Here is a 16,439-nt window from a genome sequence, read left to right as displayed (position 1 = left end):
GTATCAGTGGCAAAATATTTGTGAACTGTCTAAATATTTCATAAAATAGAGAGTAAGGACAATAAACAGGGAGGATATCCATGGTTTCGTTGGATCTGTGCAAACCAGCCATCGAAAGGGTCATTACAAGCATTTCAGATATATTGAACGTGGATGCTGCGGTGATTGACGAGCGCGGTCTCTTGGTCGTGAGTACGGAACGCTACTTGAAACAAAAAGGCGAAAATGTGCATGTGCCCTCAATTGAATTCGTGTTGGCAAAAGGACAGTATGTGGTAGACAAACCTGGCTCCATGGAAATGTGCAAAGGCTGCCGTTTTCTCGACAGCTGTCCCGCCAAAGTCGAGCTGCTCTCTTCTATTAAGGTAGCTAATCATGCAATTGGGGTCGTTTCTCTCACATCCTTTACGAAGGAAGGTCAAAATCGCCTGTCCAAGCATACAGAGAGATACCAGCAAATCCTGACAGAAGTCAGCGAAATAATTACGGCGATTGTACAGTCTCATGTGACGGGACAGATCGAACCGTCTGATGAATCCATGCGGCTGTTGGAGGGAGCGCTGGATACCGTTGCTGATGCGTATTTCACATTTGACCGAAGTGGCAATGTCATTCACACGAACGCCAGCGCGCGCAGACTGCTGTCCAAGCATCAGCTGCTGCCAGCGGAGATTTCACGGATGCTGTTGCCATCATTATCCGGGATGGCCGCACATTCCTTACCGATCGCCAATTGTCTCGTTGACAAGCTCGATGCTCCGACCGAGGCCACGCCGATCATTTTCAATAATCAGCTCATCGGCGGCGTGCTTCGCGTGCAGAGGGGATCGCTAACCACTCCGGGTTTGATCGATCATCAACGGAGCCGTTCGTCTGGCAAAGCGGATAGCCTTGCTCAAATTGTAGGAAACAGCCCAGCCATCAAACAGCTCAAAGAAATGGCGATGAAAATCGGCAACAGCAGCTCCACAGTACTGATTACCGGCGAAACAGGGACAGGCAAAGGGCATCTGGCAAAAGCGATTCACGAGGCAAGCACGCGCGCTTACTACCCGTTTGTCGCCATCAATTGTGCCAGCATTCCAGAAAATCTGTTCGAAAGCGAATTGTTCGGTTACGAGGACGGTGCGTTTACTGGAGCCAAAAAGGGAGGAAAGCCAGGGCGGTTCGAAATGGCAGAGGGAGGTACGCTGTTTCTGGATGAAATCGGCGATATGCCGCTCTCGTTGCAGGCAAAGCTGCTGCGCGTCTTGCAGGAAAAGGTCGTGGAACGCATCGGCGGTACACGGTCGTTTCCCATCAATGTAAGGATTATCGCGGCAACGAATCAGAACCTGGAGGAGCTCGTGGAGAAAAAAGCGTTTCGTGCCGACTTGTACTATCGGTTGAACGTCATTCCGATACACGTCCCGTCACTCGCAGAGCGCAAGGAAGACATCGAGCTCTTGGCCGTTTCATTTATGGAGAAGTACGGAGAGCAAGCAGGACGCACCTTCTTCGGAATAGCACGAGAGGCGATCAATCTGCTCACGCACTATCACTGGCCGGGCAATGTGCGGGAGCTGGAAAACGCCATCGAGTACGCCATGAACATGGAGCAAGACAGTGTACTGACTGCGGACAGCTTGCCTCCGCGTCTTCGTGCTCGTCCTCCAGTGACCCCTTCGCATTCAGGTCCAGCTATCAAAGCGAGGGTCGCCGATGCACAAGCGGAAGCCATTCGCGCTTCGCTGCAAAAGCACGGCAGTGATTTGAAAGGGAAGCAGCGGGTGGCAGAAGAACTCGGGATCGGGCTCCGTACTTTGTATCGGAAGCTAAAGCTGCTCGGTATTTAAGGAATTCGGGCAGGAGCTTGGTGTAAACTGGTGGGAGAAACGATAGGGGAGGAAGAAGCATGAGTGAGCTGAATGCCTTATTTCGGAAAAGAATCGGTATGCCTGAAAATGAAACGATTACCTTCGATACATTGGATCGCCTCCTAGATCTGACAGCATTGGCGATTCCTTTTGAAAACCTGTGCATTGTGGAAGAGCGAACGAGTCTAATCTCCAGACAGTCCATCATGGAGAAGATATTGGTCAGAAACGAAGGCGGTCTTTGCTACGAGCTCAATCCGATGCTGTATTACTTCTTGTTGGAAATTGGCTTTGACGCCCATCTGATTCGCGGAGTTGTTTACAGGCATGACGTTGGCGAGTATTACACGATTGGCCGAACGCATGCCACGATTTTGCTTACACATGAGGGGCAAACGTATTTGCTCGACACGGGCTTCGGTTCGAACCTGCCGTTGAAGCCTGTTCCGTTAACGGGGGAGACCGTTTCTTCGCGCAATGGTGAATTTCGGATCAGGAAAGAGCAGACGGAGTATGGCGACTATGTACTTGAAATGAAGCTGCGGCACAAGGATTCGGACTGGCGGATTGGCTATACGTTTGATTCGCAGAAGCTGGTGACGGATGAAACGGATTTAAACGAGATTCAGACGATCATCGCTGAACACGAACAGTCTCCCTTTAACAAAAGCGCGTTGCTAACGCAACTTACAGAGAGAGGCAATGTTACGTTGACGAATACGTCCTTTACACAGTGGGTGGATGGAGTCGTTACCAAAGAAGAAATCGACAACGCAAGATTCAAAGAGCTGGCGAAACAGCATTTTCGTTTATAGCACAGCGAGTAACAAGTTAGGCCACAGATGTTTTTTCTGTGGCCTTTCGTCTTTATTTCTTTATTCTTTTGCTTCTATGTCTGCCAACAGCTTCGTCGGGTCAACGGGTATACCATTTTCGAGAACCTGAAAAGCAAGATGCGGTCCCGTGCTGCGTCCCGTACTACCTAACAGGCCAATAAGCTGGCCTTGGGTCACGGTAGCTCCAGCGGTGACCTCCAGCTTTTCCAAATGAGAGTAAACGGTTTGATACCCACCTTCATGCTCCAGAATGACCTGATTGCCCATTTTTATATCGTATTCAGCCTTGAGCACTTTACCTGCCGCGGCTGCTTTAACCGGTGTGTTCAGCTTGTTGATAATCGAGAGGATGGTTGGATCAGTAAAGTCCCTCCTACTTTCCCCTTCTGCGGGGACGACGAAGGCCTGCTCGTTCCCAAGTGCTTTTTTTGCATCGGTCAAAGTGAAGACGCCTAAAGCCATGACGACCACGATACCAGATAGGGTCCACGTATACGCTCGTTTTTGAAAGTGACGAATCATTTCTATTCTCCTTTTCACCTGTTTTTTGGAGCTGGAGAACCCGACTGTGAAGTGAATTTGTTTGGGGCGGGCATACAGCTCGAGCATTTTGATCATGGTGTATCCGTAGCGAGGTACCTCTGACTCCTGCAAATAAGTCAAAGCCAAGGCATCACAAGCCATTTCTTGGTCCTGACGCATGCGAGAAGCAGCGTACCATAACAGCGGGTTGAACCAGTTGAGGATCAGCAGTACGCTCATGATGCTGTTCACAGGAATATCTCGTCTTTTCCAATGCGCCAGCTCATGCAAAAAGATGTGGCGCAGCTCATGCTCGTTGAGCTTGTCCAACAGATTTTCCGGCAGCCAGATTTGCGGTCGCCAGATTCCCATCAAGGCAGGGCTTGTCAGCTGATGACTCATGCGCAGGGGAATGGATTTGGTGATGCCCATCTGTTTTTGGCACTGGGAAAAGACGCGCAAAATGGCCTCATCCTGTACGAACACATCGTTTTTTAGCTGAGAGAGCAATCGGTATGTACTGAGAGTCATGGTGATAGCGAAAATGGTGATACCGCCGATCCAGATGAGGGAAAGCAGGCTGATCCAAGAAAAGCTCGCTTCGTTTGCTAGAGAGCCATCTGGTTGAAGGGCAGATTCATGCGGATGCAAAGCCTCTGAAGCGAGAATAATCCGTTCCGTAGGCGGATGCGCTTCCTGAATGGATGCCCATGCTGAAGTAGGCAGCCAGTTATACAAACTGATCGTGCTGTCTATCGACCAAGGAACGGCGAGCTTCCAGAGAAGCAGGAACCATACCGCGTGGTGCCAGCGGATGGGGAAATGCTTTTTGCCGAGCTGCTGGCAGAGCAAGATCAGGATCACAAGAATACTGGCTTCGATGGAGTTATACAGTGTCCACGTAAATGCTTGATTGAGAGTGAGTGTGAGCCATTGCCAATCCACCAGCTTATTTCTCCTTTTCGGAAAGGATTTTTTTCAGCTCGTCAATCTCTTGGGAGGAGAGCTTTTCCTCTTTTAAAAAGTGAACCAGCATGGGCTTTAAGGCCCCGCCGTACACCCGCTGCAAAAAGGATTGGCGCTCTTGGCGCTTGCATTCTTCCTCAGTGAGCACAGGGGAGTAATAGTAGACTCGATTGACCTGCTCATAGGTGAGAATACCCTTTTGCAAGAGGCGGCTGAGCAAGGTTTTGATTGTGTTGTCTTTCCACGTCTTGTTGTCTCGCAGGGCGTGGATGACATCGGCTGCTGTAGCAGGTGACTTTGCCCAGATGACCTTCATAATCTCCCACTCGGCATCCGAGATTCGCGGTTGCTCATCCAAGTAAGACACCTCTTTCGATTACATTTGTAGTCGTTGACTCTGTTTTAAAGATTACACTTGTAGTCAAGGGGTGTCAACTATCATTTTTTTTAATCCGTTCCAAGTGACCATCATTGGAAGATGACAAGCGAATTGGTACACTGAAGAAAAATCGGATAAAGGCTGTGATAGATATGAATCTGGCCGAGCAGTTTGGCGATATGGATATTTACTTGTTTGATCAGTTGTTAAAGGGACGGGTAACGAAGGATATGCAAATACTCGATGCCGGTTGCGGTTCGGGGCGGAATTTGGTCTACTTTTTGCGCAATGGCTATTCGGTGTACGCGGTTGACCAATCGGCAAAAGCTATTGAGGTTGTACAACAAATGGCATCCCAACTGACAACGGACTGGTCAGCGGGGCGCACTCGTGTGGAACCGATTGAGAGCATGAGCTTTGAAAACGAAAGCTTCGATTTCATAATCAGTAATGCGGTTCTTCATTTTGCTGAAAACGAAGAGCATTTTCGCCAGATGCTAGAGGAGCTGTGGCGAGTGCTGAAACCAGGAGGCATTCTATTCATGCGTCTTGCTTCCTCGATTGGAATTGAGCATGCTGTACAGCCACTGGGGAACGAACGTTATTTGTTGCCGGACGGAAGCACCCGTTTTCTCGTAAATGAACAGACGATGGTGGGCATGACGGAAAAACTGCAAGGCGTTTTCCTGGAGCCAATCAAAACGGTGAATGTAGCCGGACAGCGTTGCATGAGTACATGGGTAATCAAAAAGAATGCCTAAGCAAACAAAGCCGCCTTCCTGTGGGAGAGGCGGCGTCTTTACTCAAAAATCACGTGTCTGATCAAAAATAGCAAAAAGCTCGTCCACATCTACTTCCACACCGGCAGTAGCCAAATTCCGTTTTGCCGACTGAAGCAGCTCATCGAGCACAACGAAGATCTCTTCCCGCTCAACCGTTTCGATAAAGCCTGTCCGGCGATCCATTTTGTTGAAAGTCTCTGTATACTCTTTGACTAGTGCACGCAAAGCAGTCTGTATTTCTTCTACATTCGTCGCATCTTCACTGCTTTGCTTCTCAAACGCGCTGATCGAGGTGTTCATTTTTTTATAAAGACTGGCGGCCTTGTTGGCGTGGGTTTTTGAAATGTGTTCCCTGCCATCCCAATCACGAAACGGATTGGTTAAATTATTGGCCAGCCATTCGGGCTTTCGCGGCTTGGTGATGGACAAATCCAGCCCATTTTTCACTTCTTTTTTATAGGCGGCTTTAATGGTCTTGGCCGCTTCTGCCGGGAGGCTCGTCATCCAGAGCGTGGAGAGCTTGGGACATTGATCCGGCGAAGGGAACTCGTCCCCGGAGAAGCCAAACAGATCGTAGGTCGTAAACGTCAATAGCTCCTTCAAATCCTTGATACTGCCCAGATTGCTGAGGGTACCAGGCTTGCCCCACAGACGGATGTCTTGGAGCGAGGGATACCGCTGGACGAGTGGCTGCAAGTCCAACTCTGTCACATTGCGCAGATGGAGCTTTCCTAAAAGGTCGAGTCCGCGGTGAAGGGGCAGCGAATCTGAGAACGAGGCGGTCAGCCAATACCCATCCTGCTCGGCTTCTATGAACAGGTTGGGTGAAATGGCCTTATCCAGTATGAGTTCTTGTAAGCCATGGTTCAGATACAGTGATTCCAGCCCTTCCGCGTTTTGGAGAGAGAATTTACTGAGTTGGCTTCCTGTCAGGTCAAGAGAGGAGACATTGGCTCTCTCCAGGTGTAGCTCCCGAATAAACGGATTGCTTTTGACAAAGGCAAGCAAGGAATCGGTGGGCTCCTCTGCATAGATTCTTGTCAGGCAAGGGAGCTTTTCCAATTCAGAGATGTCCGTCAGGCTTCGCAGGATGTCTGCATGAATGACGTTGTTAGATCGGCGCAGGCTTTCCCCGCCCAGTGAAATCATCGTGTCATCCTTTGCGGCCTGTTTGAACTGTTGGCGACGCTCCTCGGGAATTTGATTCCATTTATGTTGACGATACAGGCTCCCTCCGACATCCCAACTGCCGTAACTCCTTGTCTCTTCTGTCACGAGAGGGGGTATATTCCCTACTTTTATGTAGCCTTTAGGCACGACATTATCGACATAGCTGTGCTCGAGCACATTGTTCCAGAAGAAGTAGTCGCAATATAAGGGCTTCATCAGATGCAGCTCCGATTCATCGGGCAACGTGTCGCTGCTCCAGTCGAGCTCGAGGATACTGATGAGGTTAGCGTTACTCGTGCCAGGTTCTTTTATCGATGTGACCTGACAAGCTGTGTACTTTTGCAGCTTCTCGACAAAAACACAGTAAATGTCTCCGACTGTGGGCGTCATACCTATTCATCCTTTCCATCTCGCAAGGCTTGTTATGATGGCTATTTTTACATATTTTTCATGTGTTGTCGTTGTTCTTGCTGTTTTCTATAATGAAAAAATAAATCAGATCGGACACAACGGCGTGTGAGAGGCGGCGAAGAGATGAAGAGAGAAGAAAGCACGGAGAAATGGATGAGCCGCGTATTAGAGGCCATTGTTGAAACGTCTCGCGATCATTTGTTAATCACGGACCATGAGGGCTACATCCGGTTGGTTGGTGATTCGTCCTATGATGTGTACGGCATCGGGAAGGAAGAGCTCTTGGGCAAGAACGTCATCGAGCTGGAAAAAAGGAAGGTCTTTTCTCCATCTGTCACGCGAAAAGTCATGGATGCCAAGACGCCGCAGACAATCATGCAGGAAATACCCGGCGGTCGAAAGCTGATGGTGACGGCGTTTCCCGTCTGGAACGAGGATGGCAGCATGCATTCGATTATCAGCTATTCCCATGACCTGACTGAAATTATGGAATTGAAACGGCGCTACGAAGGTCTCACGGAGCAGCTCAAGCAGTTTGAAACCGAGATTGAGGAGCTGCGAGAAAAGCATCAGGAGGGCTTCGTGGCAGTGAGTCAGCCAATGCAAGCCATTGAGCGTCTCCTCAAAAAAGTCGCGGCTGTCGATTCGACTGTCCTGATTCTCGGAGAATCGGGTGTCGGGAAAAATGTGATCGCAAAAGAAATTCATCGCAACAGCCGTCGTGCGGGTGGACAATTCGTGGAGATCAACTGTGGCTCGATCCCGGAGGGCTTGCTGGAATCCGAGCTGTTTGGCTATGAGGCTGGTTCGTTTACAGGAGCCGCCAAGCAGGGCAAGCAAGGGATTATCGAGATGGCGAACCAAGGGACTCTCTTATTGGACGAGCTGGGAGAGCTGCCGCTGACCTTGCAGGCCAAGCTGTTGAAGGTGATTCAGGAAAAACGGTTGCAGCGCGTTGGAAGCACGCAGTACCGCGACGTGGACTTTCGTCTGATTGCCGCCACTAATCGCGACTTGGAGAAGATGGTGAAGGAAGGGAAGTTCCGGCAGGACCTGTATTTTCGCCTGAATGTTGTCCCGATCCACGTCCCGCCGTTGCGAAATCGGCCAGAGGATATCGCGGCTCTCCTGAAGCGCGTCGTGCGTTCGCTCAATGAACGATACGGAATGGACAAGCGTCTGGACCCTGCCGTAACACATGCCTTGATGCAGTACGAGTGGCCCGGCAATGTGCGCGAGCTGGAGAACGTCTTGGAGAGAATGGTGGTCACAGCGGACGAAGATGTGATCACTTCTTCGCATCTGCCCGTGGAAATCAGGCTGGCAGGGGAAGAGCAGACAGCGATGGAGCCGAGTCTGGCAACTTCCAAAATGTCGCTTCGGGAAGCACTGGAGCAGGTAGAGGAAAAATGGCTGCGCTACGCATCCGAGCACTGCCGGACCACGGGAGAAATCGCGGAGTTTCTCGGCATTAGCCAGCCATCTGTCGTGCGGAAGCTGCAAAAATATCGGATTCGTTCCAGATGATTCAAAAATGAATCGTTTATTCAAAAGTGAATCGAACATTCGGGTGTTTTTGATTCACTTTTGAATAATTTGATGTGACGGTAGTGCCAGAAACGCGATTTCATCAACTTCTGGCGTTTGGCATAGGTATTGCTACATATCGTGGTTGAGTTTACAAGCAAGCAATCCAACCAATACCATCTCGAATGAGGAGAGGAAACGATATGTCTAAACAACGTCAATTTGTAAACGTAGCTGCTGGTGTGCCAGGTCCAAAGGGAGCGGCCCTGATTGAAAAAAGAAAGCAGTTCGTTCCAAAAGGTGTCGGCAACAATACCCCTGTTTTTGTAGAGTCAGCTTCAGGTGCATTGGTTACGGATGTAGATGGCAATACGTACATCGATTTTGCCGGAGCGATCGGCACACTGAATGCCGGACACTGCCCGCCAGAGGTAGTTGAGGCACTAAAAGCACAGCTGGACAAATACATTCATCCTTGCTTCCATGTAGGGATGTATGAGCCATATGTGGCTTTGGCTGAAAAGCTGACGCAAATCACGCCAGGCAGCTTTGAAAAGAAGACGATGCTCGCAAACAGCGGAGCAGAAGCAGTAGAGAATGCGGTAAAAATCGCTCGCAAATACACAGGACGCCCAGGCATCATTTCCTTTAGCCGCGGCTTCCACGGTCGTACGCTTCTCGGCATGTCATTGACTTCCAAAGTGAAGCCGTACAAATTCCAGATGGGTCCATTCGCTCCAGCAACGTATAAAGCGCAGTTCCCGTATCCACTGAACAAGCCGGAATCCATGACAGATGATGAGTACGCGCAATTCTGCGTGCGTCAGTTCGAGGACTTCCTCTTGACTGAGGTTGCACCGGAAGAAGTGGCTGCTGTGATTATGGAACCGATTCAAGGAGAAGGCGGCTTTATCGTTCCGCCTGTGTCCTTCGTTCAAGGTGTCTATAACATTTGTAAAAAGCATCAAATCCTGTTTATTTCCGATGAGATTCAAACAGGCTTCGGTCGTACTGGCGCCATGTTTGCCTCTACCCATTTCGGTATCGAGCCAGATATCATCACTATGTCCAAATCCATCGCGGCAGGCTTGCCCATCTCTGCGGTTACGGGACGCGCAGAAATCATGGACGCGCCAAACCCGGGTGAGATCGGCGGTACCTATGGAGGAAGCCCGCTTGGCTGCGTAGCGGCATTGGCAGTCATTGAGAAAATGGAGCGCGAAGACCTGTCTGGCCGTGCGCAGGTGATCGGAGACAAGATCAAGGCACATTTCCACGCGTTGCAAAAAGAGTTCCCTGTGATCGCAGAGGTGCGCGGACTTGGTGCGATGTGCGCCGTAGAATTTATCGATCCAACAACCAAACAGCCAGCGAAGGAGCTCGTTGCTGGCTTGACCAAAGGCTGCTACGAGTCTGGTGTCATCGTGCTTTCTGCTGGTGTCCACAGCAACGTACTGCGCTTCCTGTCTCCACTGGTCATTACAGACGAGCAACTGGAAGAGGCACTGGATATTATGACGGATGTTCTGAAAAGCCAATACGTGACGAACTAAAACGCCCGAGGGGGTTCTCCATACTCATGAAAAAGCATCTCTACATCAACGGACAATGGAAAGAAACAAAAGAATACGCGCCGCTCTACTCCCCTTATTCTGGGGAGCTGCTGGCTGAAATCGCTCAGGCAGACGATCATGACGTCGACGAGGCAATCAAGGCGGCAAAAGCTGCTGCCAAAGTCATGGCAAAAATGCCAGCCAGTCAGCGCGCCTTGATATTGGAAAAGGCCGTTGCGATTATGGAGGCACGCAAGGAAGAACTGGCGGTCATTCTCGCACAGGAAGCCGCCAAGCCGCTTCGCACGGGTCGTGTAGAAATCGCTCGGACGATCCAGACCTACAAGTTCGCAGCAGAAGAAGCGAAGCGCATCCACGGAGAGACGGTCCCGCTCGATGCAGCACCGGGCGGTGAAGGACGTCTTGCTTTTACGGTACGCAAGCCGATTGGCGTAGTTGGCGCGATCACGCCTTTTAACTTTCCGTTTAATCTCGTAGCTCACAAGGTCGGTCCTGCTATTGCCGCAGGAAATACCGTTGTGCTGAAGCCAGCGAGTCAGACGCCGCTTAGTTCGCTGATTTTGGCCGATATTTTCGCAGAGGCGGGATTGCCTGCCGGTGCGCTCAATATTTTGCCTGGAAAAGGCGCAGTCGTAGGCGAAAAGCTGGTCACTGACAGCCGAATTGCCGCGATTACGTTTACCGGAAGTCCTGCGGTTGGTATCGCGATGAAAAACAAAGCGGGACTCAAGCGCGTGACCTTGGAGCTTGGCTCCAACTCCGCAGTGATCATCGACCACAACGTGGAAATCACGCAAGCGTTGATTGATCGTTGCGTGACGGGCGCCTTCTCCTTTAGCGGTCAAGTGTGTATCTCGCTGCAACGCGTCTATATTCACCAGAGCAAGTACGAAGAGTTCCTGGAGAAGTTTAAGGCTGGCACAGAAAAGCTCGTCCTAGGTGATCCACTGAAAGAAGAGACAGACATGTCCTCTGTGATCTCAGCCAAGGATCATGAACGCATGGGAGCGTGGGTACAGGAAGCAGTAGAAGCAGGCGCACATGTAGTTACTGGCGGGAAGCCTGTCAGTGACAACCTCTTTGCCCCTACGATTCTGACGAATGTGGGCGCTCATGTTGCCGTCTCATGCCAGGAGGTATTCGGTCCAATCGTAGTCGTTACACCGTTTGAGACGATGGACGAAGCAATTGAGGCGGTAAATGACTCACGCTTCGGCTTGCAGGCAGGCATTTATACGAGTGACATTCACGCGGCTATGCGAGCAGCGGAAGAGCTGGAGGTCGGAGGCGTGATGATCAACGACATTCCGACGTTCCGCGTAGACAACATGCCGTATGGCGGTGTGAAGGACAGTGGCTTTGGCCGCGAAGGCATTAAGTATGCAGTCGAGGAACTGACCGAACTAAAATTAATCGCGATCAAGCTATAGCAGATGAAAGACGAGTCCAAAGAGGCTCGTCTTTTTTTTGAAAGCAGCGTCCGGAAGGAGATCGTCACCGGGACCATAAATTGTCATAAATGAAACCGCTTCATATAGTTGTTAGGCATAGGCGGTTATGTTAGGCTAGCGTGTGGAGGCAGACTATGTTCATTTTTGCGGAGGAGTGTTTGATTACACTTGACTTGTTGCGCAGATGAAATAGTCGTTTTTTTATGCGTAAACGGCATTTCTTACATGAAAAGGGGGCAATCATGATTAGTCATTGGAAAGGGGCCAGTGGGTTCCGATTATTTCACTGGATCTCCCTTGTAGCGATAGTGGTATTGGTGGCAGCATGTTCACCGTTTCAGGCAAATGAAAACAGTGCAGATAACAGCCCAGAGCCAGCCAAACCTGAAAAAATCGAGCGTTACCAAGGGGAAAAGAGCAAGGCAGTGTCCATGGTCTACACGACGCAAAGACAGCTTGCTCTTACTTTTAATGGGATGGCAGATAAGGACACGATGAAAAGACTGCTAGATGAGTTGGACAAGTACCACATCAAGGCAGCTTTTTTCATGCCAGGGATGAGAGTAGCTGAAGAGCCTGACATTGCGCGAGAAATTGTCGCCAGGGGTCACGAGATCGAAAACAATACGTTGAACAAATCGGATTTGCAGGGCCAACCTTACGAGAAAATGTACAAAGACATCAAGCTGGCCAATGAGATCATTCAAAGAGAAACGGACAAAACACCGCGGTATGTCAGGACGGATTCGGGTGAGTACGGCGACGATCTCCGATTGGTAGCTGCCCACAATGGACAAGAAGCCGTCGTGTCATCCAGTCTGTTCCTGCACAATTGGCAAAAAGAGACGGAAGCTGACAAGAGCCGCTATTTACGAAAGTATATGAATCGCGGTGGCATCATTGCAATGGACACAGAAGAGAACAAGTCTCTAATCGAAAACATCCGTCTTCTCGCAGAGGCAGCCACTAATGTTGGTTACAGATTCGTCCCATTGCACGAGTTGATTGCACAAGGCGGAGAGCGAAAGCCGCTGCAAGAAATTCCGGGTTTTGATGCAGCAAAAATGAATGCGGCGTACAACAAGTCCAAGCCAAATCTTATCTATCGAAAAGAAACGGACAAGAAGATGGTCGCCCTGTCCTTCGATGATTGGGGTACGGATCAAACGGTTACGAAGATTCTCGATATCCTGAACAAAAAAGGGGTAAAAGCTTCGTTTTTCCTTCGCGCAGATGGTGTAGAGCGAAATCCAAACTTGGCGAGAGCGATTGCGGAAGCGGGACACGACGTAGCCAATCACACCTATTCTCATCCGGTTAATACCAAAATTGCGCCGGAAGAATTGCAAAAAGAGATTGTCAAAGCCCACCAAATCATTACCGAAGCCATTCAGCAGAAGCCGACGATGTATTTCAGACCGCCAACCGGGGCGTTCGACGAACAGACACTCAAGGCGATTGCAGCAACGGGCTACGAGCATATTACGATTTATGATGTGACACCGTCCGACTACGACAAGAAACGGAGTGCCGACGATATCGTCCAAGACATTATGGAGCAGACGCGTAGCGGAAGCGTGATCTTGTTGCACATGCTCGATGACATTCACACAACAGAGGCGCTGCCAATTGTCATTGACCAGCTTAGAAGCAAAGGATACACGTTTGTACCCATGACAGAGATGTTTGGCCAATAAAGCCAAAATAGAACAGGGAGAGGGAGTCACTTATGAATTTGTACGAAGGGATTGTGGAGAGGAAGGAGAAAATTGCCGTCGTCGGTCTTGGGTACGTAGGCTTGCCGATTGCGATGGCACTGTCCAAACGTGCTTCTGTGATTGGATTCGATGTAAACAAAGAGAAAGTAGCAGCCTATCAAAAGGGAAACTTTACTGATGCGGACGTAAATCAGGAGCTGACGAGTGACGCTGCTATTGAATTCACTTCAGACGAAAATAGATTGCAGGAAGCGCGGTTTTTTATCGTGGCAGTGCCTACTCCGGTCAAAAGCGGCAATGTTCCAGACCTGAAATATGTAGAAAGTGCATCTCGCATGGTGGGCAGACAGTTGAAAAAAGGGTCAGTCGTTGTCTTTGAATCAACCGTTTATCCAGGGGCAACCGAAGATGTCTGCTTGCCGATCTTGGAGACAGAGTCGGGCTTGCGTTGTGGTATAGATTTCAAGATCGGCTATTCACCTGAACGCATCAACCCCGGAGACAAGGTAAATCGTCTGGAAAACATCGTCAAGATCGTATCGGGGATGGATGAAGAAACACTGGGAATCGTAGCAAGCGTCTACGAGCTCGTGATCAAGGCAGGCGTTTATCGAGCGGAAAGCATCAAGGTAGCAGAAGCGGCAAAAGTCATTGAAAATGCTCAGCGGGATGTCAATATTGCGTTTATGAATGAGCTGGCGATGCTATTCAATCAGATGGATATTCCGACGAAGGCAGTATTGCGAGCGGCAGGAACTAAGTGGAACTTCCTCCCTTTTACACCGGGGTTGGTCGGAGGGCATTGCATCGGTATTGACCCTTACTATTTAACGTACAAAGCAGAAGACAGCGGCTATCGCTCCCGCATCATTTTGGCAGCTAGACACATTAACGATGGTATGGGGAAATATGTCGCCCAACAAATCATTAAGATGGCCGTTCGCTCGAAGCTCGATCTTCAAAATGTACGGATCGGCCTATTAGGTCTGTCATACAAAGAAGACTGCGCAGATATCAGAAATACCAAGGTGACCGATATTATTGAGGAATTGAAAGAATACGGCATGAATCCGTTGGTCGTAGACCCGATGGTGAATCCTCGGGAGGCATACGAGGAATACGGTATCGAGCTGTCAGAAATGAAGGCTCTCCGCGACTTGGACATTGTGGTTGTAGCGGTCCCACATGCTCCCTTTGCCCAGATGGAAGTCGCTGATTTTGCCGCGATGTACGGCAAGAATACGGCAAAAATCATGATCGATATAAAAGAGATTTATTCCAAAGCTGACTTTGAAAACAGTGGGATTCATTACTGGAGCTTGTAGGCAGTGGAGGGGAGAGAGCGACAGGGATGAAACAGTTGATAGAGAAAATAAAGCCGAAAAAGAAAGAGAAAATCGAAGAAGTACTGACGGTTTCCAAAACAGAGAGGCGCGTGCTATCGAATGTGCCAGACCCGGAGAAAATTCGTGTCCAAGTGGACCGACGCGGTGCTAAAGATACGAATGAGCCAGGAAAGCTGGAGGACCCGGAATACCTGAATCGCATTCGGATGCTGAGTCTGCGCTATATGGCGGATTTCCCGGTGACACTATTGACCAAGAAGCAGCGGCTCAAGGATGGAATCAAGGCGAGAGCCGTCGACATTTCTTCGACTGGCCTATTAGTTGAACTAGATTCGGAGAGGGAAGACATCCAGGTGGGACAAGTGTTTATGATCCATTGCACAATCCCGCCGGGTACAATGCCAGAAGGATATGAGTCAACGGTGAAGCTGGATGCAACGGTTGTTCGCTCGTTTACCCAGGAAGAGGACGGGCGTCAGAAGTTCATGCTCGCCTTCGAGTTTTCCAAACCGCTGACCGAGTATTTTCGCAAAAAGCGCTGGGGATACGCCATTTATATCGCAAGTGCTTCCCTGTTTTTCGCTGCGGTGTTTATCGTGCTCATGCGCGCGGAGAGCGTGATTTATTTCAAATACAACATGTACTTGTACTTGTACAGCTTGATTGCCGCTGCCTTTTTGCTGACACGGTATTTATTTGGTGCTCTTTATCGGGAGGTTCCCGTCAATTTGGACTATACGCCGGGCGTGAGCATCATTATCCCGTGTTTTAACGAAGAACAGTGGATTCACCGGACGATTTTGAGTTGTGTGAATCAGAACTACCCGATTGATAAGCTGGAGGTCATCGTAGTAGACGACCGCTCGACAGATCGATCAGCAGAAGAGATTCAAAAGGTCATCGATATGATTCATAACGAGGCCGAGCGCTATATGACCCGCGAACGCGTGAGGATGCACATTCTTCCGGAAAACGGCGGGAAACGGGTCGCTTTGGTAAAAGGTGTGGAAATGGCCAAGCACGATTTGGTTGTCTTCGTTGATTCAGACAGCTTTTTGGAACCGACTGCGATCCGCAACCTCGTACAGCCTTTTCAAGACCCGAAAATGGGTGGTGTCGCAGGGCGTACGGATGTGGAAAACAAGTTCACTAACGCGATCACCAAGCTGCAAACCGTTCGTTACTACATTGCTTTTCGCATCATGAAAGCGGCTGAGTCGTGGTTTGACAGTGTTACTTGCTTGTCCGGGCCGTTGTCTTGCTATCGCAAGGAATTGATTTTGCAGCATTCCGAAGCATGGCTCAATCAGAAGTTTCTCGGGCAGCCCGCCACTTTTGGCGATGATCGAAGCATGACCAACTTTATTTTGCGAACACATCGGACAGGCTATCAGGATTCTGCGATTTGCTCGACGATTGTGCCGTCAGATATGAACGTATTTTTGAAGCAGCAGATGCGCTGGAAGCGCTCGTGGTTGAGGGAATCTTTGCGTGCCAGCGGCTTTATTTGGCGCAAGGAGCCTTTTATGGCGATCTTCTTTTACATTGGTCTGATTGTTCCTATCGCTGCTCCCGTCATCGTCCTGTACAACCTCGTATACGTCCCGCTCGTTCATCACGTTTTCCCGGGCACGTTTTTAATGGGCTTGCTGTTGATGGCGCTCCTAATGAGCTTGGCCCATCTGTTTTTCCGTAAAAGCAAGCTATGGGTTTTCGGGATTGTCTTTTGTGTGTTTTATGAGCTGGTGCTGCTGTGGCAGATGCCTGTGGCTTGGGTGACATTCTGGAAATCTACGTGGGGTACGCGAGAAACGCCACAGGACGTCGAAGCGAGATTGAAAAAAGAAGCCCGAAAGAAGAACAAAAAAGGCTTTGGATTGCCATTTTAAGAGGGAAAGACA

General features: G+C 49.7%; 12 protein-coding genes. 9 read left to right on the top strand and 3 right to left on the bottom strand.

What is annotated here, in order from left to right; translation table 11 throughout:
* The first annotated feature begins 80 nt into the window (after positions 1–80).
* Both C7R94_RS21590 and C7R94_RS21585 read left to right on the top strand, forming a co-directional pair.
* On the top strand, positions 81–1,835 hold the full coding sequence (locus C7R94_RS21590; protein ID WP_106784536.1) for a sigma-54 interaction domain-containing protein: 1,755 nt from the start codon (positions 81–83) through the stop codon (positions 1,833–1,835).
* Between the two features lie 59 nt (positions 1,836–1,894).
* On the top strand, positions 1,895–2,671 hold the full coding sequence (locus tag C7R94_RS21585) for an arylamine N-acetyltransferase family protein (protein WP_106784533.1): 777 nt from the start codon (positions 1,895–1,897) through the stop codon (positions 2,669–2,671).
* Between the two features lie 60 nt (positions 2,672–2,731).
* Here C7R94_RS21585 and C7R94_RS21580 read toward each other — a convergent pair whose 3' ends face one another.
* Positions 2,732–4,159: a M23/M56 family metallopeptidase gene (locus C7R94_RS21580; protein WP_106784531.1), complete on the bottom strand. Its 1,428-nt coding sequence runs from the start codon at positions 4,157–4,159 to the stop codon at positions 2,732–2,734.
* A 4-nt stretch (positions 4,160–4,163) separates the two neighbouring features.
* Positions 4,164–4,538, bottom strand: coding sequence for a BlaI/MecI/CopY family transcriptional regulator (locus C7R94_RS21575; RefSeq protein WP_087348490.1), 375 nt, complete (start codon positions 4,536–4,538; stop codon positions 4,164–4,166).
* Between the two features lie 113 nt (positions 4,539–4,651).
* Between C7R94_RS21575 and C7R94_RS21570 the strand changes: the two genes are divergently transcribed.
* Positions 4,652–5,320, top strand: coding sequence for a class I SAM-dependent methyltransferase (locus C7R94_RS21570; RefSeq protein WP_106784529.1), 669 nt, complete (start codon positions 4,652–4,654; stop codon positions 5,318–5,320).
* A 42-nt stretch (positions 5,321–5,362) separates the two neighbouring features.
* Here the strand turns inward: C7R94_RS21570 and C7R94_RS21565 are convergent, their stop codons facing one another.
* The gene (locus C7R94_RS21565) at positions 5,363–6,901 is read right to left on the bottom strand and encodes a hypothetical protein (protein WP_106784527.1); all 1,539 of its coding nucleotides are present in this window, start codon (positions 6,899–6,901) and stop codon (positions 5,363–5,365) included.
* A 144-nt stretch (positions 6,902–7,045) separates the two neighbouring features.
* On the opposite strand from C7R94_RS21565, the gene C7R94_RS21560 reads away from it, so the two are divergent.
* The 6 genes from C7R94_RS21560 (at position 7,046) to C7R94_RS21535 (ending at position 16,427) form a co-directional block, all read left to right on the top strand.
* On the top strand, positions 7,046–8,449 hold the full coding sequence (locus C7R94_RS21560) for a sigma-54 interaction domain-containing protein (protein ID WP_106784524.1): 1,404 nt from the start codon (positions 7,046–7,048) through the stop codon (positions 8,447–8,449).
* Between the two features lie 203 nt (positions 8,450–8,652).
* A complete protein-coding gene (gabT, locus tag C7R94_RS21555) occupies positions 8,653–10,002 on the top strand; it encodes a 4-aminobutyrate--2-oxoglutarate transaminase (RefSeq protein ID WP_015893916.1) in 1,350 nt (449 codons plus the stop codon).
* A 26-nt stretch (positions 10,003–10,028) separates the two neighbouring features.
* The gene (locus C7R94_RS21550) at positions 10,029–11,453 is read left to right on the top strand and encodes an aldehyde dehydrogenase family protein (RefSeq protein WP_106784522.1); all 1,425 of its coding nucleotides are present in this window, start codon (positions 10,029–10,031) and stop codon (positions 11,451–11,453) included.
* A gap of 263 nt (positions 11,454–11,716) precedes the next feature.
* Entirely contained in the window at positions 11,717–13,171 is a 1,455-nt protein-coding gene (locus C7R94_RS21545) for a polysaccharide deacetylase family protein (protein WP_106784520.1), read from the top strand.
* 32 nt (positions 13,172–13,203) lie between these two features.
* The gene (locus C7R94_RS21540; RefSeq protein WP_106784518.1) at positions 13,204–14,517 is read left to right on the top strand and encodes a nucleotide sugar dehydrogenase; all 1,314 of its coding nucleotides are present in this window, start codon (positions 13,204–13,206) and stop codon (positions 14,515–14,517) included.
* A gap of 26 nt (positions 14,518–14,543) precedes the next feature.
* Positions 14,544–16,427, top strand: a complete 1,884-nt coding sequence (locus C7R94_RS21535) for a glycosyltransferase (protein ID WP_106784516.1) — start codon at positions 14,544–14,546, stop codon at positions 16,425–16,427.
* Positions 16,428–16,439 lie beyond the last annotated feature (12 nt).

Source organism: Brevibacillus sp. NRRL NRS-603 (genome assembly GCF_003013445.1).
Lineage (GTDB): Bacteria > Bacillota > Bacilli > Brevibacillales > Brevibacillaceae > Brevibacillus > Brevibacillus formosus.
This window is presented reverse-complemented; position numbering and strand designations above follow the sequence as displayed.